Source organism: Pseudomonas frederiksbergensis, assembly GCF_000802155.2.
Taxonomy (GTDB): Bacteria; Pseudomonadota; Gammaproteobacteria; order Pseudomonadales; family Pseudomonadaceae; genus Aquipseudomonas; species Aquipseudomonas frederiksbergensis_A.
Genome location: NZ_JQGJ02000013.1, coordinates 90558 through 115472, shown reverse-complemented (window position 1 = coordinate 115472; position 24915 = coordinate 90558). Strand labels below are relative to the sequence as shown.

The following is a 24915-nucleotide window of genomic DNA, read 5'->3' as shown; positions in this document are numbered from 1 at the left end:
ATCAAGCCCTCGGCTTGACTGTCCCGCACTCCTGCCCAAGCCAAACGGCACGGGTATCCAGGCTACCGTTCTGCTGGATGCCCGTGGCGTTGAATGTGCCATTGACCTTGGTGGTGAATTCGCGATCACTCTGGAATGTCGCGATACCGCTGCCCTGGGCTTTCGGACAACTGAAGCGAAACTTCCACTGGTTGCCGGTTCGCTCGGTGATCTGCTGCTTGCAGCCCGACTGCGGGTCCTGCAACGGGATGTCGTTCGTCTGGACTTGCTCCGGGGTCAGGCATACCCGAATACCTTTGCCGCCCATGGTAATGCCTTGCTTTTCCAACATGGCCCGCTGCTCGGGTGTCATCTGGTTCTGCAACTGGCCGAGGATCAATTGCAGGTCTGGCAAGTTCTGGTTGTCGACTTTCATGTTGCTTGTCGTCAGTTCCCACAGGCCTGGTTGAAGCATCTGCGCCTGCGCCGCTACAGGAACCGACAAGCCAACGGCCAAGGCCACACCCAGCAAGCGAACTTTCATTGCAAAAACTCCAGAGGACAAGTGGCCGTTAGACGCTGCCCACAGGCTTCGGTTCAAGGCCCGGCCAGGTGAATTAAATAGCGACATTCGCTGCGGAACATGGTCTGTTAAGCAATGAAACTTCAGGAGCTCGGCTGCCCCATGGATTATTACGGCCCGCATGTTTTCGGTTACCTGATCGCGCTGCTCCATACACTCGGCTCCATCGCCGCCGTCCATGCGGTACTCACCGTGCGAACCGCCCAAGGATCGATTGCCTGGGCCCTTTCATTGCTGTTCATTCCCTATCTGACGTTGATCCCCTACTTGGTTTTCGGCCGCAGCACTTTCGACGGCTACATCAAGGCGCGACGGCAGGCGAACGAAGAAATGCGCAAGGCGATTTCCGAGCTGAACTGGCGACCCTGGGTCGAAGAAGCACTCACCGCTCGCGCCTCCCAGGCCTATGCTTCGTTGCGCGCCATGCCCAAGCTAGGGCGAGCACCCTGCCTGGCGAATAACCAGGTGCGGTTGCTGGTAGACGGCCACGCCACGTTCGAAGCGATTTTCCAAGCCATCGAAGGCGCGCGGGAAGCCATCCTGATCCAGTTCTTCATCATCCATGACGACCGCCTCGGCCAGCGCCTGCACGCATTGCTTTTGAAGAAAGCGGCCGAAGGCGTGACGGTGTACCTGCTGTACGACCGTATCGGCAGTCACTCCCTGCCCCACCGATATGTCCAGGCATTGCGCGACGGCGGCGTCCATGTGAAAGCCTTTGCCACCCGCAGCGGTTGGTTGAACCGGTTCCAGGTCAACTTCCGCAACCATCGCAAGATCGTAGCCGTGGACGGCGTACTGGGGTTTGTCGGCGGGCATAACGTAGGCGACGAGTACCTTGGCGAAAAGCCCCCGCTGGCGCCATGGCGCGACACGCATGTCGAAGTACGCGGCCCGGTGGTGGCAAGCATGCAGGAGTCGTTCGCAGAAGACTGGTTCTGGGCCGCCCGTTCTTTGCCGCCATTGATCCTGCCGGATACTTACCCGGACGGCGGCGTGCTCTGCCAGTTACTGGCCAGCGGCCCGGCGGACGCGCACGAAACCTGCTCGCTGTTTTTCGTCGAGGCGATCCATGCGGCGAACGAGCGGATCTGGATTACCACACCCTATTTCATTCCCGATGAAGCGGTCTTCGCTGCGCTGCGCCTGGCAGTCTTGCGCGGGGTGGATGTACGCATCCTGCTGCCATCACGTCCCGATCACAAAATCGTCTACGCAGCGTCCAGCCTTTATGCATTCGAGGCCGTAAGGGCCGGCGTGCGGGTGTTTCGTTATGAGCCAGGATTCCTGCATCAGAAAGTCGTGTTGATCGATCAGGAAATAAGCGCGATCGGCAGCGCGAACCTGGACAACCGTTCGTTTCGATTGAATTTTGAAGTGATGCTGCTGACGGTTGATGTCGCATTCGCCAGCGAAGTGGAGCAGATGCTCGAGAAAGATTTTGCCCAGGCCCACGAAGTCGCGAAACAGGAAAGCCGGGAGACCCACCGCGTGCAAAAGATCGGCATGCGGATCGCCCGGCTCATTTCGCCGATTCTTTAGGGCGCGTAGATGTCGTCCCGCGTCCAGGGCAATTCATGGCTGCCATCGGCATGGGCCTTGACCGCGAGGATCTGGTGCAGGTTTATCCAGCCCTTGGCGAAGGCATAGGCGCAGCCTGCCAGATAAAGCCGCCAGATCCGCAGCGCCCGCTCCGGCACCTCCCTGGAGGCGGTTTCGAGGTTGTCCTCCAGACGCTCGCTCCAATGATCGAGGGTGCGCGCGTAATGCATGCGCAGGCTTTCCACATCGACGATTTCCAGCCCGGCTTCGCTGATCTCGGCAGAGATCATCGAGAGATGCGGCAACTCACCATTGGGAAATACATATTTCTCAATGAACTCACCCGCACCACGCCCTACCGGACGGCCATCGGTGTGCTTGGCGGTGATTCCGTGATTCATCACCAGGCCCCCTTCGCGAACGGCGCCGAACAGCGTCTTGCAGTACTGGGCCAAGTTGGCGTGCCCGACGTGTTCGAACATACCGACGCTGACGACCTTGTCGAAACGACCGTCCTGTGGCAAATCGCGGTAGTCGAGCAATTGCAGGTCCACCAGGTCTTCCAGGCCTTCAGCCTTGACCCGCTCCCGGGCCAGGGCGAGTTGGGCCTTGCTCAAGGTTATGCCAAACACCCTGGCGCCGAACTCCCGCGCCGCGAAACGTGCCAACCCGCCCCAACCGCAGCCGACATCCAGTAAATAGTCACCGGGTTGCAGACGCAGCTTGCGGCACAGATGGCGGAACTTGGCTTGTTGGGCTTGCTCAAGGGTTTCGCTGCCGGTCTCGAAATAAGCGCAGGAGTACACCATGTCGCTGTCGAGCCAGAGCTGATAAAAGGCGTTTGATAGATCGTAATGGTAGGAGATCGCCTTGGCGTCGGTTTCCTTGTCATGGACGTTACGCACCGGCAGGTTGCTGTCGTCTTCGTCCACCAGGGCTTGGCTCAACTCGTCGCACACTCGGATAACTTCACTGATCGAGCCCTCGAGCTCGAGTTTTCCCTCGACAAACGCCGCTCCCAATGCATCCAGGCTGGGATGGGTAAATTGCGCAACCATTTGTGGGTCCTTGACCACAATTGTGACGCTGGGATCATCACCCAGCGTGAATTCATGGCCATCCCAGAGCCGCAACCGAAGCGGTAGGTGCAGATTCTGCAAGGCCGGCGGAAGTTGAGCGAACATGAAAATATCCCCCCTTTGTTTCAGAAGCCTGAACTGAGGGTAGACCATGGTAGAAAAATAGCAGCCTATCGAATTTATAGCCTTTTTCTATCGCCTTCTTCTCTACTGTCTTGAGCAGTGACCGCCGGAAGTGAAGTGCCCTCTCGTAACTGACTGCGGGCGCCTTGAACAGTTCGCTCCAACGGACCCGCTAGATCTTCAACAACGGCTCTTGGAACCGCAGCAACCGCCCGGCATTACCCAACACCAGCAGCGTGCTCAAGTTGTGCAGCAACGCAGCGATCATCGCACCCGCCGCGCCAAGCCAGCCAAACGCGGCGAAGATTACGATGGCCAGCGTCCAGCCCAGGCCAATGATCACGTTGACCTGCAGTGTACGTCGACATTGCCGACTCAGCCGCACACAGGTACCAAGGCGCCGCAGGTCACTGCCGATCAGGACGATATCCGCCGATGCAAGCGCGATATCTGCCCCGCCGGCCCCCATTGCGACACCCACCACGCCGGCTTTGAGCGCGAGGGAATCATTGATGCCATCACCCACCACCATGGGCCGAAAGCCATGCTCTGTTTCAGCCTCGACCCGCCGGAGCTTGTCTTCCGGCAAGGCCTGAGCCTGCAATTCGTTAATGCCGACCTGCTGTGCCACGGCAATGGCCACGCTCTGGCGATCTCCGGTCAACAATACTTGGCGGCCCAGGCCAAGCTCGCGCAACTCAGCCATGGCCGCCCGTGCTTCCGGTTTGATGTTGTCCGCCAACAGCAGCCAGGCGAGAAACTGCCCATCCAGCGCCAGGCCGGCGATCGGGCCGTCATGCTCGGGAATGGCTGGCGTGTCGATACCCAACCGGGCAAACAACTCGGGGCGACCGAGTGCGGCTTCTCCCCTTCCGGTGTTGGCGGTGACACCCAAGCCTTGGCGCTCGTGCACATCGCTAAGCGGCAGATAATGCAGCGGGTCCACCTGCCCCGCCAACGCGCGACTGACGGGATGACTGCTGGCCGACCCAAGGCTGGCGGCCAAAGGCAGCAGCTCGCAGCGGTCAGCCAAGGCGCTTTGGATCGATTGCAATTGCAACGTGCCGTAGGTCAGGGTCCCGGTCTTGTCGATGACTAGTGAGGTCAGGTCCGCCAGCTCCTCCAAAAAAGCCGAGCTGCGAATCAAGATCCCGTGGCGCGCTGCCACCGCAATCCCGGCAATGGCTGTCGCCGGTGCTGATAACACCAACGCGCAGGGACAAGCCGCCACCAAGACCGCGAGCATCGCCTGGGCATCGTTGGTGACAAACCAGGTCACCGCGGCCAGCAGCAACACCAGCACCAGGTAACTACCGGCATAGCGTTCGAGCAAACGGGTAATCGGTGGTTTGGAACGCTCGGCGTTTTGCATCAGGGCAATCACCTTGCCCAGGGTCGACTCATCGCCGATACGCGTCACCTCCAGGCGTAGCAAGCCATCGAGGTTGATCGCGCCGCCAAATACATCCATGCCCACGACAGCCTCCACTGGGACGGATTCTCCGGTAATAGGCGCAGTGTCGAGGCTCGCTTGGCCAAAGAAGATTCGGCCATCGGCAGGCACTCGGTCTCCGGCGCGGACCTCCACCCAGTCGCCCGGCCGCAGCGTCCCGTTGTCGACTTCGATGATCGTACCGTCGGCCTCAATCTTCCGGGCTCGGCTGCGGGTCAATTGCCCGAGGGCGTGGATCGCTTCCTGGGAGCCGATCACGCTGCGTTCTTCCAACACGTGACCGAAGATCATGATGATGGGCAGCAGTGCGGCCGTCAGCAGATCGCCGGTGGCCCATGCACCGAGCATCGCCAAGGCGATGAGCTGGTCGGTGATGCTGTGCAAGCTTGGATATCGCAGGCTGTACCAGGCGGAACGCATCACGGGCACCGCCACCAGCAGCGAGGCGAATCCCAACAGCAATTGGCTGACACCGTTCTGCTCTGGCGACCAAGCGCGCCATGCCAGCCCCAAGGCAAGCAGCCCGAGGGCAAGCATCGCCAAGGTCAATTGCCGAGCGGCGGCCCGCTGTTCGGCAGAAGACAACATGGGCGAGGCAAAGGCTTGAGCGGTCATTGTCCGGCTCCCTGGATAATCAGGCGGGAATCGTCTTTCGGGTCGAGCGTAGTCACCGATCCGGCACGACGCAGAATCTCCGGCATACGTTCGCGATACAGGCGCAGCAGCATTTGCGGATCGCTGCCTTGGGTCTTCGCCAAGCCATACACCGCAGCGGTGTCGGTCGACGCCTTGGCGAGCCGCTCGCCAGCTTGGGCATCGGCCACCTGCAACGCATGGTCGGCGTCCTGGCGGGCTGACTGAGACTGTTTTTCCGCTTCGGTGCGGGCGTTGGCGACGGCTTTGTCGGCCTGTTGACTGGCCGTCAACACCGCATTAAAGGCCCCCACGGCAGATCCCGGCAGGCTCGACTGAACATCGACCCGCACCACTTCGATCCCTAACCCCTGCCCCGTCGCTGCAAGATCAGCGAGACGCCGATTGATCCCTTGCACCAGATCGCCACGCAGGCGCTCCCGACGCTCCGCGGCCTGGCTGTCGCTGCCGACTAACTCGGGGCGTGCCACCAGAATCGTATCCAGGTCCCGGGCTGCGGCAAGGGCCACGGCACTGCGGGTCGCCAGCCGATCGAGAGCAGGCAGCACATGTTCGCCCTGCAGCACGTACGCGTAAGGCTCGATGACCTTGTAGAACACGCGCACGTCCAGTTGCACCACGCCCGCGTCACCGGTCAATAAATAACCAGAACCCGCCAAGGCATCAGGCACGGGCGAAGCGAAACTGGCCACCCGATCAGCCTGTAGAGCCGCATCCGAGCGCAGCAGATTTTCTACGCGCCGTTCAAGGACTCGATCCGCCGCTGGCACCAAAATCACTTGTTCCACAGGCCGAGGCCATGCCCATAGAAGTCCGGCGTTCTGGATACGGTCCAATGCACCAAATTGCAAAACCACCGCACGGTCCTGCGGCTCGATCTGCCGCACATTGGCGAACATCCAGGCCAATGCGGCAAGGGCAGTGACCGCATACAGCGCAAGGAACGTCAGGCGCCCGGCCTGAATCCACGGATCGGATAATTCGTTTGTTCCACGTGGAACCAAACTCATGGTTGGGACCCGCCCTTTGGTTCCAAGGACGGAGGACCGTCTACCAAAACGCGAAATGGCGCCGCGTCGGTGCGCAAAATCATCTTGGTACCCGGGCTGACGATGGTGTTCAAGGTGTCCAGCGAGCGCAGCAAATTGTAAAGCTGGGGCGAACCCGCATAGGCCTTGCCGTAGATTTGCGCCGCCTCGACCCGGGATTGCGCTTCTATCTCGGCCGCTTTGACCGCGGCATCTGCCTGCATGATTCGCGCATCACGTTCGGCCGCCGAGCGAATCTGTGCCGCTTCGCGTTTACCCATCGCGGTACGCTCCGTGGCAATGGTTTCGCGCTCGGCACGCATGCGGTCCACGGTTGCAGCGAGCGTCACCGAAGGCAAGGTCAGGCGCTCGATGCCCACCTGCAGGACCCGTACGCCATAGGTCGCGAGCAGTTGTTGCTCGATCTGCCGGCGCAGTTGAGTTTCAAAATCGGCAATACGCACTTGACTGGCATCGGTATTGACCAGGTTCGCCAAATCGAAGCTGGCAGCCGTGGTCTCCAACGCCGAGCCGACAAAGGTGCGAATCTGTCGCGCGGCTTCGTCCGGCTGGTTCTGCACTGCCCGCATGAAACGCTGGACACTGTCCGGGTCAGCCTGTACCTGCCACGTCACATAGGCCTGGACGATAATCCGCAGCCCATCACGAGTACCGACATCCTGCAAACCGCTGGAGCTGGTACGTAAACGCAAATCGACCGGGACCGCCGCCTCGAAAGGCACCGGCCAGCGCCAATCCAGGCCCGGTTGCAACAGCACCCGCGCCGGATTCCCAAAACGAGTTATGACGGTGGCCTCCCCCGAGCGCACTTGCACCAGGCTGGCGGCCGCAACGGCAAACGCCACCAACAGCGTCGCCCAGCCCAGACGCCTCCACGGAAACGGCCCAGCGTGCTGCGAATCGCCGTGGTGATGATGATGCCCGTGGTGATGGCCTGCATGGCCGCGATTGTGCCCACCATGGTCGTGGTGATCGTGTGACGAAGACTGGCTCAATGGGCAGCTCCTGGCTGGACAGGTTTACGTGACGACGCGGGATCCGCCGGCAGCGCGAAATTACGCAGGTCCAGGGTCGGCGCGTTGCCGCCAGCACCCAAACGATGGTCGAGGATCAATAGATCGGCCTTGCCCAGCCCCTGGCTCAGTTGGCTGAGGTATTGCTCCAGGACGAAGGCGTGGCCTGCCATCGCGTAGGCTTTGCGTTCGGCATCGAAGCGCAGGTCTGCGGCTTCGGCGGCAGCATTGATTTCCCTGGCGGTGGCTTGGGCCTGGTCATGGGCGATACTGGCTTGCAGTTGCGCCTGATTGTTCTGTTCCGCTGCGGCACCGCGCTCCCGGGCAATCAGTGCCTGGGCGCCTATCTGCGCCGCTTGCACACCGTGATAGGCATTCGCCGCGCCGGCTGGTGGGTGGATCGCCTCCACCACGGTTGCAAGAATCTCTACGCCGCTGTCGAGCGATTGCAAGTCAGCCTGCACCGCGCTACCGATTTCGTTTGCCAGATTGACCCGGTCCGCCCCAAGCAAACCGTCCAGCGTTCGCGAAGCAAACTCATGCACGAGGATGCGGCTGGCCATGCTGCGGATCAGTGCCGGCACATCGGCACTGTTGTACGTTGCAGCAAGCGCCGCGGCATCCGTCAGGCCAATGCGATAAACGAAGCGCACATCCATGTTGACGATCTGGAAGCTCTGTTGTTCGGCATGCCGACTGGCGATGACCTGGGATTTGTCGTTGACGTGGGTGGCGTCCCATAAACGATTGGCGATGGCCGGCGCCGCTCCCTCCGCCAGCTTAGCTTTCGCTGGCGCCTTGTTTTCGCCGACGCCGGTCGCCAGTTCATGCACGACACCGTTTTCCACCTTGAGCACCCTGCCCCACGGCCAAGGCAGCCCCGCATGCAGGCCTGGGCCAAAGACCTTCACCGGCTCTCCAAAACGCTCGTAGATGCCGCGCTCCTGTAACGCCACTTCATGCACACCGGTGAGCGACCAGCCCACCAACGCCACCAGCGCCAGCACCGGGAAGAAAGCCCGGCGCATATAGCTGAACGCCCAGATCTGACGCAAGTCGATGCCGAAGCGGTTGTGCAACTCGTGCTGCAAGACCCGCAGCGGTTGCGGTGGCCAGCACAGCAGATCGGCGACAAAACTTCGGCCCAACAACGCCGGCTCCAAGGAGTCGCGGCGCGGGCTGAACAATGAAAGTACGGCGCGCAGCAGGAACTCCACCGCGACCAGCCCTGGCAACACCCCGATCAGCACCGCCAGGCGCATCGGCCAGATAGACGTATCGGCGGCGAAGAGCAGGCACAATGCACCGAAGGCCAATACGACGATCGCCACCCGCGCCAGCTGTGCCAACGCCAACGCTTCCGGCCACTCGGTGGGCGGCTGCTGGGCCAATTGACGTTCAAACACCAACACGCCGAACGCCAGCGATAACGAAAACACCGCACCGACACTGCCCGACACGCCAAGCGAAGCGGCCGGCAACTCCAGATTCCAGGTTTGCTCAAGACTCAGCAGCGCCAGAAGCGCCCACCCGGAAAGCCATAACGCAGGCGCCCCGATGTGCTTGAGCAGGCCAACCCAGCGCGCACTGATGCGCTCGAGCATCCGCTCATACCAACCCGAGTTATCAACAGGTTCGCTTTCAACCGGTAGATTTTCCACCGCTGGCGCCAGCGCCGCGCTTCGCCATTGCGTCACCCAACCGGCCGAGTGCACGCCTGCCAGCAGCACGATCAGACCTGCGCTTTGGCTGACCAACAAGGCGGGCCACAAGGATCGCGGCGAAAATAAACCGATGAAAAACGCCAGCACCAGTCCCAATCCCGCCAAGCCGCCCAGCGTCATCGCGAGCCGCTTCAAACGGCGTGTTTGCGAGGCAGCGCACTGGAAGCGCGGCCACTCGGCCACCCGAGCCCCTTCGATATCAAGATCGACTTGCATGACATTCCAGCGCCTGTGGAAAAAAGAAAGGACTGTGGATAAACGCCGCCACCGCTCCGCTAGGCCGTTACCTTATAACGGCCCCTGTGAAATTTCCGTTTTGTATTTTTCATGCAAGGCCTGACCCGCAGGCCTTGACCGACGTCTCTGGAAGCGCCCATATTACGTGCATAATTTTTTAACCACCCAGGCGGGAGAACAGTGATGAGCAACTACGACGTGATCATTCTGGGCGCAGGTCCCGGCGGCTATAACGCGGCGATTCGAGCCGGCCAATTGGGCCTGAAAGCCGCCTGCATCGAGGGCCGCGCCACACTCGGCGGCACCTGCCTGAACGTTGGTTGCATGCCGTCCAAGGCCCTGCTTCACGCTTCCGAGCTGTACGAAGCGGCCAAGGGCGCAGAATTTGCCAATCTGGGCATCAACGTCACCCCCACCTTGGACCTCGTGCAGATGATGAAGCAGAAGGACGAAAGCGTCGCGGGCCTGACCAAGGGCATCGAGTTTCTGTTTCGCAAGAACAAAGTCGACTGGATCAAAGGTTGGGGTCACATCGACGGCCCCGGCAAGGTGACCGTTACCCGCGAAGACGGCACGCAGGTTGAACTGAACGCCAAGGACATCATCATTGCTACCGGCTCCGAGCCCACGCCACTGCCAGGTGTCGAAATTGATAACCAACGCATCCTCGATTCCACCGGCGCACTGTCCCTCGGCGAAGTGCCCCGTCATCTGGTGGTCATCGGCGCGGGCGTCATTGGCCTGGAGTTGGGCTCAGTCTGGCGGCGCCTGGGTGCCGAGGTGACCGTGGTGGAATACCTCGACCGCATTTGCCCGGGCGTGGACGCGGATGCCGGCAAGACCTTGCAGCGGGCCCTGGCAAAACAGGGCATCGAGTTCAAGTTGAGTGCCAAGGTCACTGGCGCCACATCCTCGGCAAGTGGCGTGCAGTTGCAGGTCGAATCCGCGACAGGTGGCGACGCACAGACCCTAGAAGCCGACTACGTGCTGGTCGCCATCGGCCGCCGACCTTATACCAAGGGCCTGGGGCTGGAGAACGTCGGGTTGACGACCGATCCGCGCGGCATGCTCGCCAACAAACGCCACCGCACCGAAGCGCCCGGTGTCTGGGTGATCGGCGATGTCACGTCCGGGCCGATGCTCGCCCACAAGGCTGAAGATGAGGCCATGGCCTGTATCGAACAAATTGTCGGCAAGGCCGGCGAGGTCAATTACAACCTGATCCCCAACGTCATCTACACCCGGCCGGAACTGGCCAGCGTCGGCCAGACCGAAGAGCAGCTCAAGGCCGCTGGCCGCACCTACAAGGTGGGCAAATTCCCGTTCACGGCCAATAGCCGGGCGAAGATCAACCATGAAACAGAGGGCTTCGCCAAAGTGTTGGCCGATGAGCACACCGACGAAGTCCTCGGCGTGCACCTGGTGGGCCCGAGCGTCAGCGAGATGATTGGCGAATACTGCGTAGCGATGGAATTCGGCGCGTCGGCAGAGGACATCGCCCTGATCTGTCATCCCCATCCTACCCGCTCGGAGGCATTGCGCCAGGCGGCCATGAACGTGGAGGGGATGGCGACGCAAATGTAGCGCCGCACTCCCCTGGTGGCGAGCGAGCTGGCTCGCGATGGCGTCAGACTGACCCGGCCTCATCGCTAGCAAGTTCGCTTCTTAATCAGCTCGACGCCACCCGAGCCTTGCGCTTGCGACGGCTGATCAATGCCAGCGCAACAGCAACCACCAATACCGCCCCACCGATTTGCAACCAGATCTTGAACGGCCGCAACGCCGAGCGTACGGGCGCCACGGCTTGGGTCACGTAGCGCTTGCTGGCCTGGTCGAAGGCCGGTTCCGGGCACTGATGGCCAAAGTCCCATGCCCATTCCACGTAAGGCCCCTCTTTCACATAACGCTGATACAACGCGCTTTGCTCTGCAAGGCTCGAGTTGTACCCCACCGCTTTGCACAGCACTGCGGCGAACGCCTGGCTGGTGTGCGGCAGGTGATCGGCTGCCTGGCTTGCCAGCGCCGTGGCGACAAAACGGTAGTGATAACGCATGTCCGGTTGAGCGGCGCTGGCCTGTTGCCGTTGAACTTCAGCGTCGGACACCAGCGGACCGACCTTCAGCTCCACCGGTTCAAAGCTGTAGTTACCTTCCAGGCTCGCGTAGTCGGGCGCCATCTCGTAACCCAGCAATTGCATCCCGGATCTGCGGGCAACAACCGACGCATTGAAATATGCCTCGGCCCGCCTCGTCGGCCACCATTTCGATTCGGCATCCTGGCGCAGTTCGCCGTAACTACGGGCCTTGGCCTGGAGTTCGGGATTATCGAAATATGCCGGCGCTTCCTCGTAGCGCCCTTCGCGCAACAAGCGACGACCCAGCAGGTTGCGTAGATTCGCGGCCACCGACAACGGTACGTAATTGTTCCGATCTTCCTGGCTCAACGGCGGCGGCGCCGGAACCTGGGCGTCGACGTATTGCTTGAGCTCATCGACCGTCAGCACGCGCTCGGCGACTGTCGCGGCGTCGTACCAATAATTGTTGCCGCCACGATAAAGCTGATCGAACGCTTGCAGGTAGTCGCCGCGCTGCAATGCAAGGATTGCACTTTCGCCTTCGACCCGGCACTTGGGTTGAACCGTTTCGTAGTCCCAGTCCGGCGTGCGTCGATCACCCCAGGATTCCTCTTTTGGAAATGCCTGGGCGGCCTTGGCATAAGCCGCCGCCGCAGCAGTCTTGTCGCCGTCGCGCAGGGCCAGTTTGGCGCGTACCCACCAGGCCAACCCAGTGTCCGCGGCTTTATCGACGAAGGCCTTGGCGCCGCTGTAATCACCGTGTTGATAACTGACCGCTGCCAAGCGGTCCGCATCCTCCAGGTTGCCTTGGGCGTTGGCCTGCAGCAACTTGACGAGTTCTTTCTCGCCCGAAGGCTCCTCACCGTCCCACCAGCCGACGCGGCTGAGCAGGTACGCCGTCGCCAGGCGTTGGACGGCCTTGGCCTTGAGCAGCTCTTTAAGGCGTCCATCCGACTCCAATCTGAGGTTGCTCGCCAATTGCAGCAACGAACTGTAGCCGACTGGGGATCCTTGCAGGTTCTGGGTCGCGTACAGTTCGATGGCACTGTTCCAGTCGTCGGCGGTGTAGGCCACCCTGGCTTCTTCGCCGAGACTGGCAACGCCCAATTCCAGTGGGTCGCTGAAGCCGGCGATACTCAGCTCTCGGGCCTGGCGGAAGGCTTGGCGCGCCTGATCCTGCAAGACCGCCGGTTCCCCACGGCCGGCTTCGGTGGCCATGGCGAACAACGCACGGCCCAGTGAATAGGCCGCCCAAGTGCTACGCAGGCGGCGTTCCTCGGCTGGCAATGCCAGCAATTGCTGGAATGATTCGACGGCGCGCTGGTGATCGCCCGCGTTGAAAGCCGCCGCGCCCACCGCGTACAAGCGCAGCTCGGCGGGCAGGTTCGCCGCGTCGCTGGCGACCTGCTCGACATCACCCAGCGCCCGCAGCCGCTCGATCACGGCTTGTTGCGGTGGCGTCAGGCCAAGCTGTTCGGCTTTGTTGCGTTGCTCTACGTAGGAAGCGACATCGTCATAACTGTAATCCGGATTGCGCGTCGCATCCGTGGTCGGCTTCAACCCCGCAATGGCTTGGCCGAGACGGCTGACCTCGAAACGAAAGCTACCTTCGGGCAACTCCGCCAAGGATTGGGCCCGGTTATCCAGCAGGCGCATCGGGAACTCCGGCCCGCAGGCCAGCGCCTGGCCCAGGGGTAGACCGAGGCTCAGGCATAGCAGGCGACGAGGCCACTTACGGGTAGACATTGAATCCTCCTTGGTCGATTTTTGTACAGCGCGCCCAACCGATCGCCCGTTGGGCACCGGCAGCCAGGCGGCCTTCCTTAATGCGCGTGAAGGTAAGCACTCCGGGGGTTTGTTGCAACGTATAACCCGCCAGGGCATCGACCCCGTCACACGCGCCTACCGCCAGCGTGAGCCGCTGGGGCCAAGGGCTGTCGAGATTGCCCTGGTTCACCAGGCGGATATCGTAAAGGCCGCCCCGCTCCTCAACGTGCAATCGCATCCGGCTGTCGAGCCTGTCGCCACGGGCCACCGCGCCGAGGGTGGTCAGGCTCCATGCCCGTCGATCGCCCGCCAGCGGCAGGCGAAACCAGATGATCCCGGCAAGGTGCACAGGCGGGTCGGCGCGCAGCTTCGCGGTCAGGCCGGCGACCTGTTGCGGATCGGCCAGCAGCTCCCGACGTTCGCCGCCCCGGTCGATGGGCACTTCGCTTTCCACCACAGGCGCACCGTTTTCCGGGGTCAGCAGCGCCACGCCGTAGGCCGGCAAAGCCAAGTAGAACGGCCGCGTGGTGACGTCGCCCCAGCGTTCGGCCCAACGTCTGGCCTGCTCCGGATCGAACAGCCCTTGTCGGGGATCACTGACGGCATGGACCTGCAGGACGCTGCTGTCTACCGTCGCCAACAAGCCAGGCAACTCGGGGCTGTCGAGCCAGGCCGGCAGCGCCGTGATGCTGAGCTGGAGCGTGGTTGGCAAGACTTGTCGCAACCGGGCGAGAAAGGTCCGGTAGGCCGGTAGCCGGGCATTACCCGCATCGTGATCGATCTCGACGCCCAACGGCGCCAGGCCCAGGGCCTGCCAGTCGCCCAGCATCTGCTGGATCTGTGCGATCACCTCGTCCTGGTCCAGGGATTTGAGCTGGCCGTCCAGGCGAACCACCGCCACCAGCGGTCGGCCATCAGCCTTGAGCAACGCCGGATCGATACGCGCCCGGCTCCAACCTGCTCCGGGAAACGCCTGCAGCGCCAACACCCGCAGGCTGGAAAAATCGCGGCGGCTCTCACGCAAAGCCCCTTCGTGGGCCGGCGTCCACTGGCGTTGCCAGACATAGAGCTGTTGGTCGAGAACGGTAGGCGCGGGCTGGTCGCAGCCGCTCAGAAACAACGCGGCAACGGCCAGCGATAGCCTGTGGATAAAGTTCATGAAACGCAGCCAACCAAGAAAGGCTGGCAGATTAACGCTTCCAGGTTTTTACACAAACCGCTGGCGGGGGTGTTGTCCCCCGCCATGACCGGCCTGAAGCTCAGACTTCTGTCTGCAAACCCGCAGCCGTACGCGGCATCCCGACGAAACCAGGCAGGGCTTCGATCCGCGCCAGCCATGCGCGCACATGGGCATAGTCCTGCAGCGAAACATTGCCTTCCGGCGCATGGGCGATGTAGCTATAGCCCGCGATGTCGGCAATGGTCGGGGTGTCACCCACCAGATAAGCGCTGTTGCCCAGCGCTTGGTCAATGACCTTGAGCAGACTGTGGGAACGGGCGATCACCTCTTCGGCGTTGGCAGAGGCACCGAACACCGTGATCAGCCGCGCCGTAGCCGGGCCGGCATGCAATGGTCCGGCGGCTACCGACAGCCAGCGCTGGACGTGAGCGGCGCCGACCGGATCCGTTGGCAGCCAACGTCCCTGGCCGTATTTGGCTGCCAGGTACACCAGGATCGCGTTGGAGTCAGCCAGCACCACACCATTGTCGTCGATGACCGGCACTTGGCCGAACGGGTTGATTGCCAGGAAATCCGCTTGTTTGTGCGCCCCCTTGGCCAGATCGACAAAGCTTATCTCTACAGGCAAATCGAGCAACGAGAGCATCAGCTGGACACGGTGGGCGTGGCCCGAGAGTGGGAAGTGATATAGCTTGATCGGGTTCATGGTCGACTCCGCTGAGAGAGGACGCCATCGGTAGGACGGCGTCGATGGCGTCATCTTCTGCTCAAGCCCGGATCTATAGAATCACCTGTAGGCGCAATCCATTATTTCCGCTGGCGAAACAATGCATCAGCCTTTCCAGGCTGGGTGTTCTCGCAACGCACTGACCAAGAAGTCGACAAAACTGCGAACCCGCGCCGGCGCATTGCGCCCGCCTTGATAAACGACATGGATCGGCAGCCGCGGCAGTTCGAAATCCGCCAGGACGACTTCCAACTCACCGGCTGCAAGGTTGCCGGCCACTTGGTAGGACAGCACTCGCGTCATCCCCAAGCCTTGGCACGCCGCGGTGATGGCGGCCTGGTTGGCTGTCACCACCAGCCGCGGTGAGGGGCGGACGGACAATGGCTGGCCTGCCTCGACGAAGGTCCAATGCTTGACCTGGCCGATTGCTGATGACGACACCACAGGCATTCGCTCAAGGTCCTGCGGGTGCTGCGGCCGACCGTGGCGGGCAAAGAAATCCGGCGAGCCACACACCACTCGCCGCACCTCGCCGACACGTACGGCGTGCAGGCTGCTGTCGGGCAACTCGCCGATGCGCACGGCAACGTCGATTCCCTCCTCCACCATGCTGACGGTGCGATCCAGCAGCAAGGCGTTGACGCAGACCTCGCCATAGCGCTCCAGGAAGTCCACCAACACCGGCGTGACAAACAGTTGTCCGAACAGCACGGGCGCGGTGATGGTCAGTTGCCCACGCGGTTGGGCGTGACTGCCCGCGGCCGAATCCTCGGCTTCCTGAAGATCACCGAGGATCCGGCGACTGTCCTCGAGAAAGCGCTGGCCTGCTTCACTCAGGTAGACGTTGCGCGTGGTACGCACCAACAACGGCGTACCGATGCGTTGCTCCAGCGCCGCCACTGCGCGCGTCACGCTGGCCGCCGACAGCCCCAGGCGTCGCGCAGCCGATGAAAATCCCGACTCCTGGGCCACGGCAACAAACACCTGCATTTCCTGGAACCTGTCCATCCATCCTCCGATGAGAAATCCTGATACAAGTTTTGTGCACGCCGAAAGCCGCGCCGTGGCGCCATTGTAGAGGCGTTGAGCGGCGAACCGCAGCCGGCCGCCAGATCGTGGCCAATAATGGCGGCTGGGCTTGGTACCATCCCGCACAGTTTTGTGACCGTTTAATGACCAAGCACAGGCTCGCTGGCAAGAGGCCAGTGTTTTTCGATGGTTTGGTTAAAACCGAAAGGCCGTTTTCCGTGAATATTGTCCACCGAACCTTGACCCATCCACGCGCGACCCTCGCCGCCCTGGCCGGCTGCGTGCTGCTGATCCCCATGGGGCTGCGCCTCGCACTGGGCTGGTCCGACCCGCTGGGGTATCTGTCGGATATTGCCATCGGCACCTTGTTGATGATGGTGCTCTATCGTCGTCCCTGGTGGCTCGCGTTACCTGTATTGCTGGCGTGGTGTGCACTGACGCTCGCCAGCATCGAACTGGTCAGCGCAGTAGGACGGATGCCAACCCCTGCGGACATCCAGTACCTGATCGACCCGCAGTTCGTCGAGAACTCCAGCAGCGGCGGCTTCGCTCATCCTTGGGGCGCCGCCGCCACACTGGCAGCACTGGCGTTCTGCCTAGCCATCCAATGGGCTAATCGAAGCCGCCAGCCGCCGCCCCTGCCACGTCATGCCTGGGCCATGCCCGTAGCGCTTTTGCTGGTGCATGGCAGCATACAAAGCTGGCGCCCCAGCGAGGCAGACCAGTGGGACCTGTTCAACCTGCCCCACCAGCTCATGACCGCCAGCGTCGCCGCCGGGCAAGAGCACCTCGAACAATGGCTGGCAGGCGACACGCCGGAACCGGCTCCGCCCATGGAAGGGTTGACGCGCCTGGATCTGGAAGGGCAAAAGCTGCTCGCCGCGCCGGGCCGTGCGCGCAATGTCCTGATCATCACCCTGGAAGGCATTCCCGGCGCCTACCTGGAGACCAACCGCCAGGCTTTGCAAAGCCGTTACCAGGAAAAGCTGATGCCGCGCCTCAGTAGCTGGGCCGAACGTGGAATGAATACGCCCAACTACGTGTTGCACAGCCACCAGACCATCCGTGGCCTGTACGCAATGCTGTGCGGTGACTACGACAAACTCGACGATGGCACGCCCAAGGGCGTCGAGATGCTGAACCAGACCCAGCGCAACCAGGCCTGCCTGCCCGCCCAGTTGCGCAAGAACGGGTTCTCGACTCATTTCCTGCAAGGCGCCGGGCTGCGGTTCATGGCCAAGGACCGGATCATGCCGCACATCGGCTTCGACACGACGTTGGGCATGGAGTGGTTCACTCGACCGGCTTATCTGGAGTTTCCCTGGGGCAAGGATGACAAGACTTTTTTCGAAGGCGCGCTGGACTATGTCGGGCAACTGCAACAGACGGACAAGCCATGGATGCTCACCCTGCTGACCGTCGGCACGCACCAACCCTACTCGGCCCCGGACGATTACCTGGAGCGCTACGACACCGCCAAGCAGGCCGCCGTGGGCTACCTGGACGACGCGCTGGACAACTTCCTCGCGGGCCTCGAACGCCAGGGCATCCTGGAAAACACCTTGGTGGTCATCACCTCGGATGAATCCCATGGCATCGATGACGTGCGCCTGGCGTCGTCCTGGGGGTTCAACCTGACGCTGGCGCCGGAGCCGTTGCCGACGATCAAGCAAGGGGTGCATGGCCATGTCGACCTGACCGCTTCGGTGCTCGATTACTTTGGTTTCGAGATACCGATTTCACTGTCCGGCCGCTCGATGTTCAGGCATTACGAGACAGGTCGGGAAATCATGTCGTTCACCAACGGCAAGCTGCGTTATCACGATGGCAAGGGCACCTTCACCGAATGCGATTTCCTGCAACGTTGCCGTGACTACAAGAGCGAGGGCTTCATCGCCGACCGTGCCACTTACGCCGGGCAATACGGTGGTCAACGGGCCCGGCTGATTGCCGCACGGGCCACTGCCTTGGACCAAACGTTGCTGGCAACGCCCCTTAACCAGCATTACCAATTCGGCAGCAATGAAAAAATCCCGTTGCCCGCCCACGTCTCCAACGATTGGACCGACAACCTGATCGGCGCCCAATATCTGGAGATGCCCAAGGGCACCCGCACACGCGTAAGCCTGACCATTCGCGCCGTGGATAAAGGCCACGCTGCGTACATTTCCCTCAAGGCCAAGGAATTCGAACAAGACGTGCCAATGGACTTGCCCACCGATGTGGCGGTGACTAGCGACCAACCGCTGGTGATGGACATCCATTTCGATAATCCGCAACCGCGCAAGGCGTTCTCTTTCCACTTGCTGGGCCATGGGGCTGGCGCAATCGAAATCAGCGACTTCAGCGTCGTCACCGAATTGCCCGACCAATCGGACCAGCCGGAATACCTGGATGACATGCAGGACGACAGCGAGGCGCAGTCCAGCTGAAAGCAAAAACGCGCAGCCGCTGGGGCGGTTGCGCGTTTGGTTCACTCGATGCCTGGTTCGATCAATCGCTGACCAACTGCATGATTTCGAAGGCGTTCAACGCCGCCCCACGCAGCAATTGGTCGCCGCTGATAAACAGGTCCAGTCCGTTCTCGCCGTAGATCAGGTTGTAGCGAATCCGGCCAACCTCGACCGCATGTTTGTACGTCGACGTCATGGGCATCGGATAAACGCCCTGCTTGGGTTCGTCCACCACTTCGACGCCCGGCGCCGCGGCAAGCAGTTCGCGCACCTGGGCCAGCGACTGGACCGGTTTCCTGAATCGCAGACTCAGGCTCTCGGCGTGAGAACGCAGGGTCGGCACCCGCACCGCCGTGGTGCTGATGGCCAGCTCCGGTTCGCCCAGGACCTTGCGCAACTCCCAGACCACTTTCATCTCTTCGCGGGTGTAACCGTTGTCTTCGAACGAATCGACTTGGGGAATGACGTTGAACGCCAGGTTATGGGCAAAGTTCTCGCTGCCGTCTTCATCACCATAATCGCCGAACGCCTTGGCCTTTTCCCGCAGCTCCAGCATGGCGGGCTGCCCCGCGCCACTGGCGGCCTGATAGGTGGAAATGATCGCGCTTTCGAGCCCGAAGGTGTCGTGCAGCGGCCCAAGCACCATCAGCGCAATGGCCGAGGAGCAGTTGGGGTTGGCGATCAGTTTTTCGCCCTTGTAGCGCTGACCATTGATCGGCGGTACCAGAAGCGGAATGTCCGGGTGATAACGGAAAGCCGATGAGTTATCGATAACGTATGAGGTTTCAGCCAGGCGCTCGCCATATTCCAAGGCAAACGATCCGGAAACGCACAGGAAGACGATATCGCACGAAGCGCAGCCTTCGACCGAAAACGGCTCGATCAGGTGCTCGGTGTTACCAGCCTTCAAGCGCTTGCCGGCCGAACGCTCAGAGGCCATGCAGACCACTTCGTAGTCGGTGTCTTCAAGCAATTGCAGCATGGTCATGCCCACTGCACCGGTGCAACCCACCACGGCGACTTTCTTCATTTCGATTCCCTTATCCTGAATTACCCGCGCCGCCTGCAGGCGGCGCGGGCGGGTATGTCATGCCGTACGCATTTGCACGGACAACCTGGCGGCTGCCGCTGCACGCTGGACCCGAATTGAATTCAACGTGAACAACGCAAGCGCCAGCCAGATGAACGAGAACGCCGCCAGTTTCAACGACGAGACCGGTTCACCGTAAACGAACGCCGCCAACAGGAAATTGCAAATTGGCGGGACAAATTGCAAGAAGCCCAGCGTGATCATCGACAACTGCTTGGCCGCCAGACTGTACCACCACAACGGCAGCACCGTGATCAGGCCCGTCGCGATCAGCAACAGGTCGCGGGTACCCGATTGCAGGAACTGATGCCCTACGCCCTGGGCTTGGGCCAGCACCAGGAACAGCGCCGCAAATGGCAGCAGTACGGCAATTTCCAAGGTCTGGATGACCACCGGATCGCCGGGGACCTTTTTCTTGAAGATGCCATAGAAGGAATAGCAGAAGCCGATGACCAGTGCGATCCATGGGAATGAATGCAGGTTCAGCAACTCGAATGCCATCAACGTCACACCGGTGACGGCCAGGAATATCGCCCAGGTCTGCAATGACGTGAGGCGCTCCTTGAAGATGACCCGCGAGACCACCATGCTCATGATGGGGCTGAGGAAATAGCCGAAAGCCACCTCCAACACGCGTCCGGTCATGATCCCGTAGATGTACATCAGCCACCACAGCCCGAGGACCGCCGACACCGTCAGCACGTTCACCGGGCGAACCGTCTTGAGCGTAGAACGCAACGTTCCTACCCGGGCGGTCAACAACACCAGCGCCAGGAGAAACAGCTCGGCAAAGACGACGCGCCAGGACAGCAGATGGTAGGCATCGAGCCCTGCGAGGGGCTTGTACCAGAGAGGGTACGAGCCCCAGAGCAGCGTGGCGCCGAGCCCGAAGGCCACGCCTTGTCCGGATTCATTCTTGGCGGTCATTGACGTCCTCCAGCGTTGAGTTTGCGCTCGATACCGTCCCAGTACACTTCCATCAGGTGCAGGTACTGTTCGATGCCTTCGGCGAACAGACGGCGCTCTTGCGGCGTTTGCAGGTGTTTTTCCATGACATTGAACACGGCGTTGGAATGCCCGACTTCGACTTCCATGTGCAGCGTCCAGAAGAACCGTCCACGTTCGCCGACGCCTTCCTTGATGAGGCCATCGTTGTATTTGGAAACCATCGAGGCCGACATCGCCTCGTCGGCGAACAGGCCGCCCAGGGCTTTTTGCAGCGGCGGCTTGCTGTAGAGCGCGCAGATACCATCATTCAATGCCTGGGTGCTCGGCAGACATTTGTAGGCTTCGATCTGCTCTTCGCTGATGCCCTTGTCGTGCAGGAACTTGCGATACAGGTCGGAGTGAGAATGGGTTTCGCCCAGCTCGTCACGGGCGTTGAACGCGATGGTGCGCAACACCGCCTCGTCACGGGTAATGGTGGAAATGCCACAGACATAGAACGGCAGATACTTGAAGTAATGCAGGGTTTCCAAGTACAGCACCTTGCTTTGCTCCGGCGGCAGGCCGTGCTCGGCGTAGGCGTTGAGAAATGGGTGTTCGGTCGCCCGATGCTTGAGGATGTAGTCGATCTGCTCATCCATGAACGACTGGAGTTCCAGGTCGACACCTTCGTTGCGCACGACGTAAGCGGTTTCGGATTGAAAGGTTTCTTGGGTAATGGACATGGCCTGCTTCCTTGAGCCCCGGGGGCAACGTTGATTTTCAAATATGAAGCCGGGCGGACAGCCATCCGCCCGGCCGATTTGCCGTCAGGCTTCTTCGGCAGACCGGGCCTTGGTGTCCCAGATCACTTCGATGCTTTCGTGGGCAACGTCGGTTCGCCGGTCATGGGCGCTGGCCCAGCAGGTATTGAGGATGATCCGAGTGGTTTCCTGCTGGATCGGCACGACGTGGTGCAACGTGGTATCGGACTTGAGGAAATACACATCGCCCTTCAGGTGGTGGTAGGACTTGATCGGGTTGTTGAGGATGTACTGCCAGATCTGCGGGTTCTGCTTGTCCCACTCGCTGTGAGGCACGCATTGCAGCACGCCGCCGATCGCAGGGTCCTCGGGCGCTTCGATGATCCAGATCATGGTGTAGGGGTAATCGCCCCAATGCCAGCCGTGGGTATCGCCCGGATGGCTCAGCTTGGTGATCAGGTATTGCTCTTGCTCCCAGCAGGACGCCAGGTCATCGCCAGCGATGTTGCCGAGAAAATTACGCAGCGACTCGGATTGGTAGAGCGCCGGAATGAACGTCCCGCCTTCGGCAATCTCAGGTTGGTTGACGTTGTACATCTTGCGGTAAGTATTACCGGTGGACGGAACAGTAACATCGCGACGTACCGAATATTCATCCAACAGCGCATGAACTTCGCTGTGAACGTTTTCCAGAATCCTTTTTGGCAGGAAGGAAAAGTTCTTGAAGTTGAAATAACCGTCGCGGCGAAATTCATTACGAATCTGCTTCATCCGGTTTTCATCTTGCAAAATAGCCTGGAAGTGCTTGGCCAGTTGTTGCTCCATTACTTCGATGACCAAGCTGGATGTTTGTTCGCTCATTTATCGCTCCATTCCATTGTTATCGGTCGGTGTTACAAATCCGTGGGGGGCGACACTCGCGCGATTAACGGAGTGCCTGTGGGGATGACTTTCTTGTTATGCAGATTCATCAGCGGGCCGGTCATCAGCGTGGTGACGATGGTCATCACCACCAGGGCGGTAAACAGCTCGCTGCCGATAATGCCCATGTCCAGGCCGATCTTGAGCACGACCAGTTCCATCAGCCCGCGGGTATTCATCAGGGCCCCGACGGTCAGGGAATTGGACCAGGAGCATCCCACCAGCCTTGCGCCCAGGGCGCTACCGGCCACTTTGCCGGTGACAGCCACCAGCAGGATCACCAGCAACACCCAGACGCCAAGGCCCGAGAAAGCCGAAGACGTGGTGCTCAAGCCTGCGAGGGCAAAGAAACAAGGCATCAATATGATCAGCGACACGTGTTCCAACCGTTCGATGATCATGTCCAGCAAGCGCTGGTCCCGGGGCAAGCACAGGCCGAACAGGAAAGCACCGAACACAGCGTGTACTTGCAGAGCGTCGGTCAGGCTGCCGTAGATCATCACACCGGCCAGCAGCGCCACCAGCACCATGGGTTGCGCGAGTTTTCCTTCAGCGGCAAGCCAGCGGGCCAGCAACGGTTTGAGCACCAGCAAGGAAAAGACCACCAGCGACAACAGGCACGCGCCTCGCAAGAACAGGGCCATCCAGTTGTCGTCCTGGCCATTCACCATGGCCACGGCCGCTATCAGCATCCACGCCACCACATCGCTCATGGCGGCGGCCAGCAAGGCAATCGCACCGGTTTGTGTACCGAGCATGCCTCGCTCTTTGAGAATCCGCGCCAGTACCGGGAAAGCGGTCACGGAGAACACCGTGCCGATGAACAGGACGAAACCCAACCGAGAGGTCCCGGGCATGGCGAAGTGCTCGAACAGCCAAGGGGCCATCGCGGCGCCGAGAGAAAAAGGGATAACGATGCTGAACGCGCCGATGACCATGGCCTTGAAGCCCGTCTTGCTCTGCTTGAGAGGAAACCGAAACTCCGCACCAATGACGAACATGAACAACAAGATGCCCAGCTCGCTCAATACTTTCAGCTGTGTAACGGCAGTGCTGTCAAATAACTGTTGATGAAAGGTGGGAAATAGCTGACCGAGTACAACCGGCCCCAACACAAAACCGGCTATCATTTCGCCAACTACCTGAGGCTGCCCCAAGCGATTGAATACCGCCCCCAGGAGTTTTGCTGACAACATCACAAACAATATCTGGATCAGCAACATATTCCATTCCCTTACAACGTCCAGGTTAATCCGGGTACAACTGACAACTCCTCGACACCGCCGATATCCGTTGGCAGCGCCCTTAACAGAACTCAATCAGATGCGCACACTCGCGCAGCTCGAACTCATCGAACTTCTGTAGAAGCAGGAATAAATCTGGAAGTGACAATCCTCTACCGGTGCGATGGGGTGGGTTACCGGTAACGCGACAGTCACCTTTGTGGGGCGCAGCCGTCTTGGTTTCCTGATTGCCTGGCAGCGATTGTAGGGACATGGGAACGTCCGCTACAGTGCAGCAGACGACAATAAACGGTGAATTTACGCCAAATGCACGCTCATCCCGGAACAGTGGCAATCCTTGTTTATGAGGGCCTTTGCGTATTCGAGTTTGGTATCGCCCTGGAGATCTTCGGCCTGCCCCGCCCAGAACTGGACGTGCCTTGGTACACCCATCGCATCGTCGCGGTCGACCAAGGCCCGATGCATGCGTTGGGTGGCCTGCAGATTCGCGTCGATGCCGGCCTGGAAGCGCTTGAAACCGCGCAGACCATCATCGTTCCCGGCTGGCGCAGTCGCTATGAGCCGCCTCCCGAGGCATTGCTCCAAGCCCTCAGGCGAGCTCACGCTCGCGGGGCACGCTTGCTGTCGATCTGCTCGGGGGTCTTCGTACTCGCCGCAACGGGGCTGCTCGACGGCCAGACCGTGACCACCCATTGGCAATTCTCACAAGAGTTGGCCGAGCGGTTCCCCAGCATCAAAGTCGACCCCAACGTGCTCTACGTCGACCTGGGGCAGCTGATCACCTCAGCCGGCAGCGCCGCCGGCATCGACGCCTGCCTGCATCTGATCGCCCGGGATTTCGGCACGCACATCGCCAATTCGGTGGCGCGGCGCCTGGTCATGGCGCCACAACGAACCGGCGGGCAATCGCAATTCATCGTCGCTCCCGTGTGCAAGTCGCCGCGCAACGAACTGACGCGCGTGTTGCAATGGATTCGCGAAAACCTCGATCAACCGTTGAGCGTGGCCGACATGGCCGCTCGCGTGGCCATGAGCGAGCGCACGTTTTTGCGGCGTTTCGTTGAAACCACCGGGCTGCCACCCAAAGTCTGGCTGCAACAGGAACGGCTGAACCGTGCGAGGGAACTGCTGGAAAGCACGGACCAGAACACCGCTGGGATCGCACAAGCCTGTGGCTACCGGTCAGTGGAAAGCTTTCGAGCAGCCTTCCGCAACGCAGTGGGCCTGGCTCCCTCCGCCTATCGTGAAAGGTTCGGCAGCGGCGAGATCAGCAAACAAGCTGCCTGGATCGCCAACTGCTGAAGCC

The 24915-nt window shown here is 60.9% G+C and carries 19 protein-coding genes; 4 read left to right on the top strand and 15 right to left on the bottom strand.

Annotation, left to right across the window (positions count from 1 at the left end; genetic code table 11):
* Position 1: 1 nt before the first annotated feature.
* The gene (locus tag JZ00_RS21515) at positions 2-523 is read right to left on the bottom strand and encodes a DUF3617 domain-containing protein (protein WP_039593226.1); all 522 of its coding nucleotides are present in this window, start codon (positions 521-523) and stop codon (positions 2-4) included.
* Between the two features lie 141 nt (positions 524-664).
* Between JZ00_RS21515 and cls the strand changes: the two genes are divergently transcribed.
* Positions 665-2104, top strand: a complete 1440-nt coding sequence (cls, locus tag JZ00_RS21510; RefSeq protein WP_039593225.1) for a cardiolipin synthase — start codon at positions 665-667, stop codon at positions 2102-2104.
* On the opposite strand, the gene cfaB is transcribed toward cls, so the two are convergent.
* The 5 genes from cfaB to hflK (JZ00_RS21485) form a co-directional block, all read right to left on the bottom strand.
* Positions 2101-3288, bottom strand: coding sequence for a C17 cyclopropane fatty acid synthase CfaB (gene cfaB, locus JZ00_RS21505; protein WP_039593224.1), 1188 nt, complete (start codon positions 3286-3288; stop codon positions 2101-2103). The genes cls and cfaB overlap by 4 nt on opposite strands.
* Positions 3289-3478: 190 nt before the next feature.
* Positions 3479-5374 carry a cation-translocating P-type ATPase gene (locus tag JZ00_RS21500; RefSeq protein WP_039593223.1) on the bottom strand — a complete coding sequence of 632 codons (1896 nt, stop codon included), beginning with the start codon at positions 5372-5374 and terminating at the stop codon, positions 3479-3481.
* Complete coding sequence (gene hflK, locus JZ00_RS21495) at positions 5371-6423, bottom strand: protease modulator HflK (RefSeq protein WP_039593222.1); 1053 nt, start codon at positions 6421-6423, stop codon at positions 5371-5373. Before hflK (JZ00_RS21495) ends, JZ00_RS21500 begins: the two co-directional genes overlap by 4 nt.
* Positions 6420-7457, bottom strand: a complete 1038-nt coding sequence (gene hflC, locus JZ00_RS21490; protein ID WP_039593221.1) for a protease modulator HflC — start codon at positions 7455-7457, stop codon at positions 6420-6422. The genes hflK (JZ00_RS21495) and hflC overlap by 4 nt, the downstream gene beginning before the upstream one ends.
* Positions 7454-9415 (bottom strand): protease modulator HflK, encoded by a 1962-nt coding sequence (hflK, locus tag JZ00_RS21485; protein WP_039593220.1) that lies wholly within the window; start codon positions 9413-9415, stop codon positions 7454-7456. Before hflK (JZ00_RS21485) ends, hflC begins: the two co-directional genes overlap by 4 nt.
* 204 nt (positions 9416-9619) lie before the next feature.
* Between hflK (JZ00_RS21485) and lpdA the strand changes: the two genes are divergently transcribed.
* Complete coding sequence (gene lpdA / locus JZ00_RS21480) at positions 9620-11020, top strand: dihydrolipoyl dehydrogenase (RefSeq protein ID WP_039593219.1); 1401 nt, start codon at positions 9620-9622, stop codon at positions 11018-11020.
* Positions 11021-11105: 85 nt separating this feature from the next.
* Here lpdA and JZ00_RS21475 read toward each other — a convergent pair whose 3' ends face one another.
* From JZ00_RS21475 to JZ00_RS21460, 4 genes are all read right to left on the bottom strand, one after another.
* Complete coding sequence (locus JZ00_RS21475) at positions 11106-13256, bottom strand: hypothetical protein (protein WP_039593218.1); 2151 nt, start codon at positions 13254-13256, stop codon at positions 11106-11108.
* Positions 13243-14436, bottom strand: coding sequence for a DUF3142 domain-containing protein (locus JZ00_RS21470; RefSeq protein WP_039593217.1), 1194 nt, complete (start codon positions 14434-14436; stop codon positions 13243-13245). Before JZ00_RS21470 ends, JZ00_RS21475 begins: the two co-directional genes overlap by 14 nt.
* A gap of 100 nt (positions 14437-14536) precedes the next feature.
* On the bottom strand, positions 14537-15163 hold the full coding sequence (locus JZ00_RS21465; RefSeq protein ID WP_039593216.1) for a glutathione S-transferase family protein: 627 nt from the start codon (positions 15161-15163) through the stop codon (positions 14537-14539).
* Between the two features lie 126 nt (positions 15164-15289).
* On the bottom strand, positions 15290-16192 hold the full coding sequence (locus JZ00_RS21460; protein WP_039593215.1) for a LysR family transcriptional regulator: 903 nt from the start codon (positions 16190-16192) through the stop codon (positions 15290-15292).
* Positions 16193-16431: 239 nt separating this feature from the next.
* Here JZ00_RS21460 and JZ00_RS21455 point away from each other — a divergent pair, with 239 nt between their 5' ends.
* Positions 16432-18645 (top strand): LTA synthase family protein, encoded by a 2214-nt coding sequence (locus JZ00_RS21455; protein ID WP_200900495.1) that lies wholly within the window; start codon positions 16432-16434, stop codon positions 18643-18645.
* A 61-nt stretch (positions 18646-18706) separates the two neighbouring features.
* On the opposite strand, the gene JZ00_RS21450 is transcribed toward JZ00_RS21455, so the two are convergent.
* From JZ00_RS21450 to JZ00_RS21430, 5 genes are all read right to left on the bottom strand, one after another.
* Complete coding sequence (locus JZ00_RS21450; protein ID WP_039593214.1) at positions 18707-19696, bottom strand: aspartate-semialdehyde dehydrogenase; 990 nt, start codon at positions 19694-19696, stop codon at positions 18707-18709.
* Positions 19697-19753: 57 nt separating this feature from the next.
* Positions 19754-20683 (bottom strand): EamA family transporter RarD, encoded by a 930-nt coding sequence (gene rarD, locus JZ00_RS21445; protein WP_039593213.1) that lies wholly within the window; start codon positions 20681-20683, stop codon positions 19754-19756.
* Positions 20680-21426: an iron-containing redox enzyme family protein gene (locus JZ00_RS21440; RefSeq protein WP_045154583.1), complete on the bottom strand. Its 747-nt coding sequence runs from the start codon at positions 21424-21426 to the stop codon at positions 20680-20682. The genes rarD and JZ00_RS21440 overlap by 4 nt, the downstream gene beginning before the upstream one ends.
* A gap of 84 nt (positions 21427-21510) precedes the next feature.
* Positions 21511-22305, bottom strand: coding sequence for a HalD/BesD family halogenase (locus JZ00_RS21435; protein WP_039593212.1), 795 nt, complete (start codon positions 22303-22305; stop codon positions 21511-21513).
* 32 nt (positions 22306-22337) lie between these two features.
* On the bottom strand, positions 22338-23561 hold the full coding sequence (locus JZ00_RS21430) for a cation:proton antiporter domain-containing protein (RefSeq protein ID WP_232916949.1): 1224 nt from the start codon (positions 23559-23561) through the stop codon (positions 22338-22340).
* 354 nt (positions 23562-23915) lie between these two features.
* Here JZ00_RS21430 and ftrA point away from each other — a divergent pair, with 354 nt between their 5' ends.
* The gene (gene ftrA, locus JZ00_RS21425) at positions 23916-24911 is read left to right on the top strand and encodes a transcriptional regulator FtrA (RefSeq protein ID WP_039593210.1); all 996 of its coding nucleotides are present in this window, start codon (positions 23916-23918) and stop codon (positions 24909-24911) included.
* Positions 24912-24915 lie beyond the last annotated feature (4 nt).

What these genes read in the sequence shown, in the direction of transcription:
- JZ00_RS21515 (WP_039593226.1), bottom strand. Translation starts at nt 523, where the DNA reads ATGAAAGTTCGCTTGCTGGGTGTGGCCTTGGCCGTTGGCTTGTCGGTT.
- cls (WP_039593225.1), top strand. Translation starts at nt 665, where the DNA reads ATGGATTATTACGGCCCGCATGTTTTCGGTTACCTGATCGCGCTGCTC.
- cfaB (WP_039593224.1), bottom strand. Translation starts at nt 3,288, where the DNA reads ATGTTCGCTCAACTTCCGCCGGCCTTGCAGAATCTGCACCTACCGCTT.
- JZ00_RS21500 (WP_039593223.1), bottom strand. Translation starts at nt 5,374, where the DNA reads ATGACCGCTCAAGCCTTTGCCTCGCCCATGTTGTCTTCTGCCGAACAG.
- hflK (WP_039593222.1), bottom strand. Translation starts at nt 6,423, where the DNA reads ATGAGTTTGGTTCCACGTGGAACAAACGAATTATCCGATCCGTGGATT.
- hflK (WP_039593220.1), bottom strand. Translation starts at nt 9,415, where the DNA reads ATGCAAGTCGATCTTGATATCGAAGGGGCTCGGGTGGCCGAGTGGCCG.
- lpdA (WP_039593219.1), top strand. Translation starts at nt 9,620, where the DNA reads ATGAGCAACTACGACGTGATCATTCTGGGCGCAGGTCCCGGCGGCTAT.
- JZ00_RS21475 (WP_039593218.1), bottom strand. Translation starts at nt 13,256, where the DNA reads ATGTCTACCCGTAAGTGGCCTCGTCGCCTGCTATGCCTGAGCCTCGGT.
- JZ00_RS21470 (WP_039593217.1), bottom strand. Translation starts at nt 14,436, where the DNA reads ATGAACTTTATCCACAGGCTATCGCTGGCCGTTGCCGCGTTGTTTCTG.
- JZ00_RS21465 (WP_039593216.1), bottom strand. Translation starts at nt 15,163, where the DNA reads ATGAACCCGATCAAGCTATATCACTTCCCACTCTCGGGCCACGCCCAC.
- JZ00_RS21460 (WP_039593215.1), bottom strand. Translation starts at nt 16,192, where the DNA reads ATGGACAGGTTCCAGGAAATGCAGGTGTTTGTTGCCGTGGCCCAGGAG.
- JZ00_RS21450 (WP_039593214.1), bottom strand. Translation starts at nt 19,696, where the DNA reads ATGAAGAAAGTCGCCGTGGTGGGTTGCACCGGTGCAGTGGGCATGACC.
- rarD (WP_039593213.1), bottom strand. Translation starts at nt 20,683, where the DNA reads ATGACCGCCAAGAATGAATCCGGACAAGGCGTGGCCTTCGGGCTCGGC.
- JZ00_RS21440 (WP_045154583.1), bottom strand. Translation starts at nt 21,426, where the DNA reads ATGTCCATTACCCAAGAAACCTTTCAATCCGAAACCGCTTACGTCGTG.
- JZ00_RS21435 (WP_039593212.1), bottom strand. Translation starts at nt 22,305, where the DNA reads ATGAGCGAACAAACATCCAGCTTGGTCATCGAAGTAATGGAGCAACAA.
- JZ00_RS21430 (WP_232916949.1), bottom strand. Translation starts at nt 23,561, where the DNA reads ATGTTGTCAGCAAAACTCCTGGGGGCGGTATTCAATCGCTTGGGGCAG.
- ftrA (WP_039593210.1), top strand. Translation starts at nt 23,916, where the DNA reads ATGCACGCTCATCCCGGAACAGTGGCAATCCTTGTTTATGAGGGCCTT.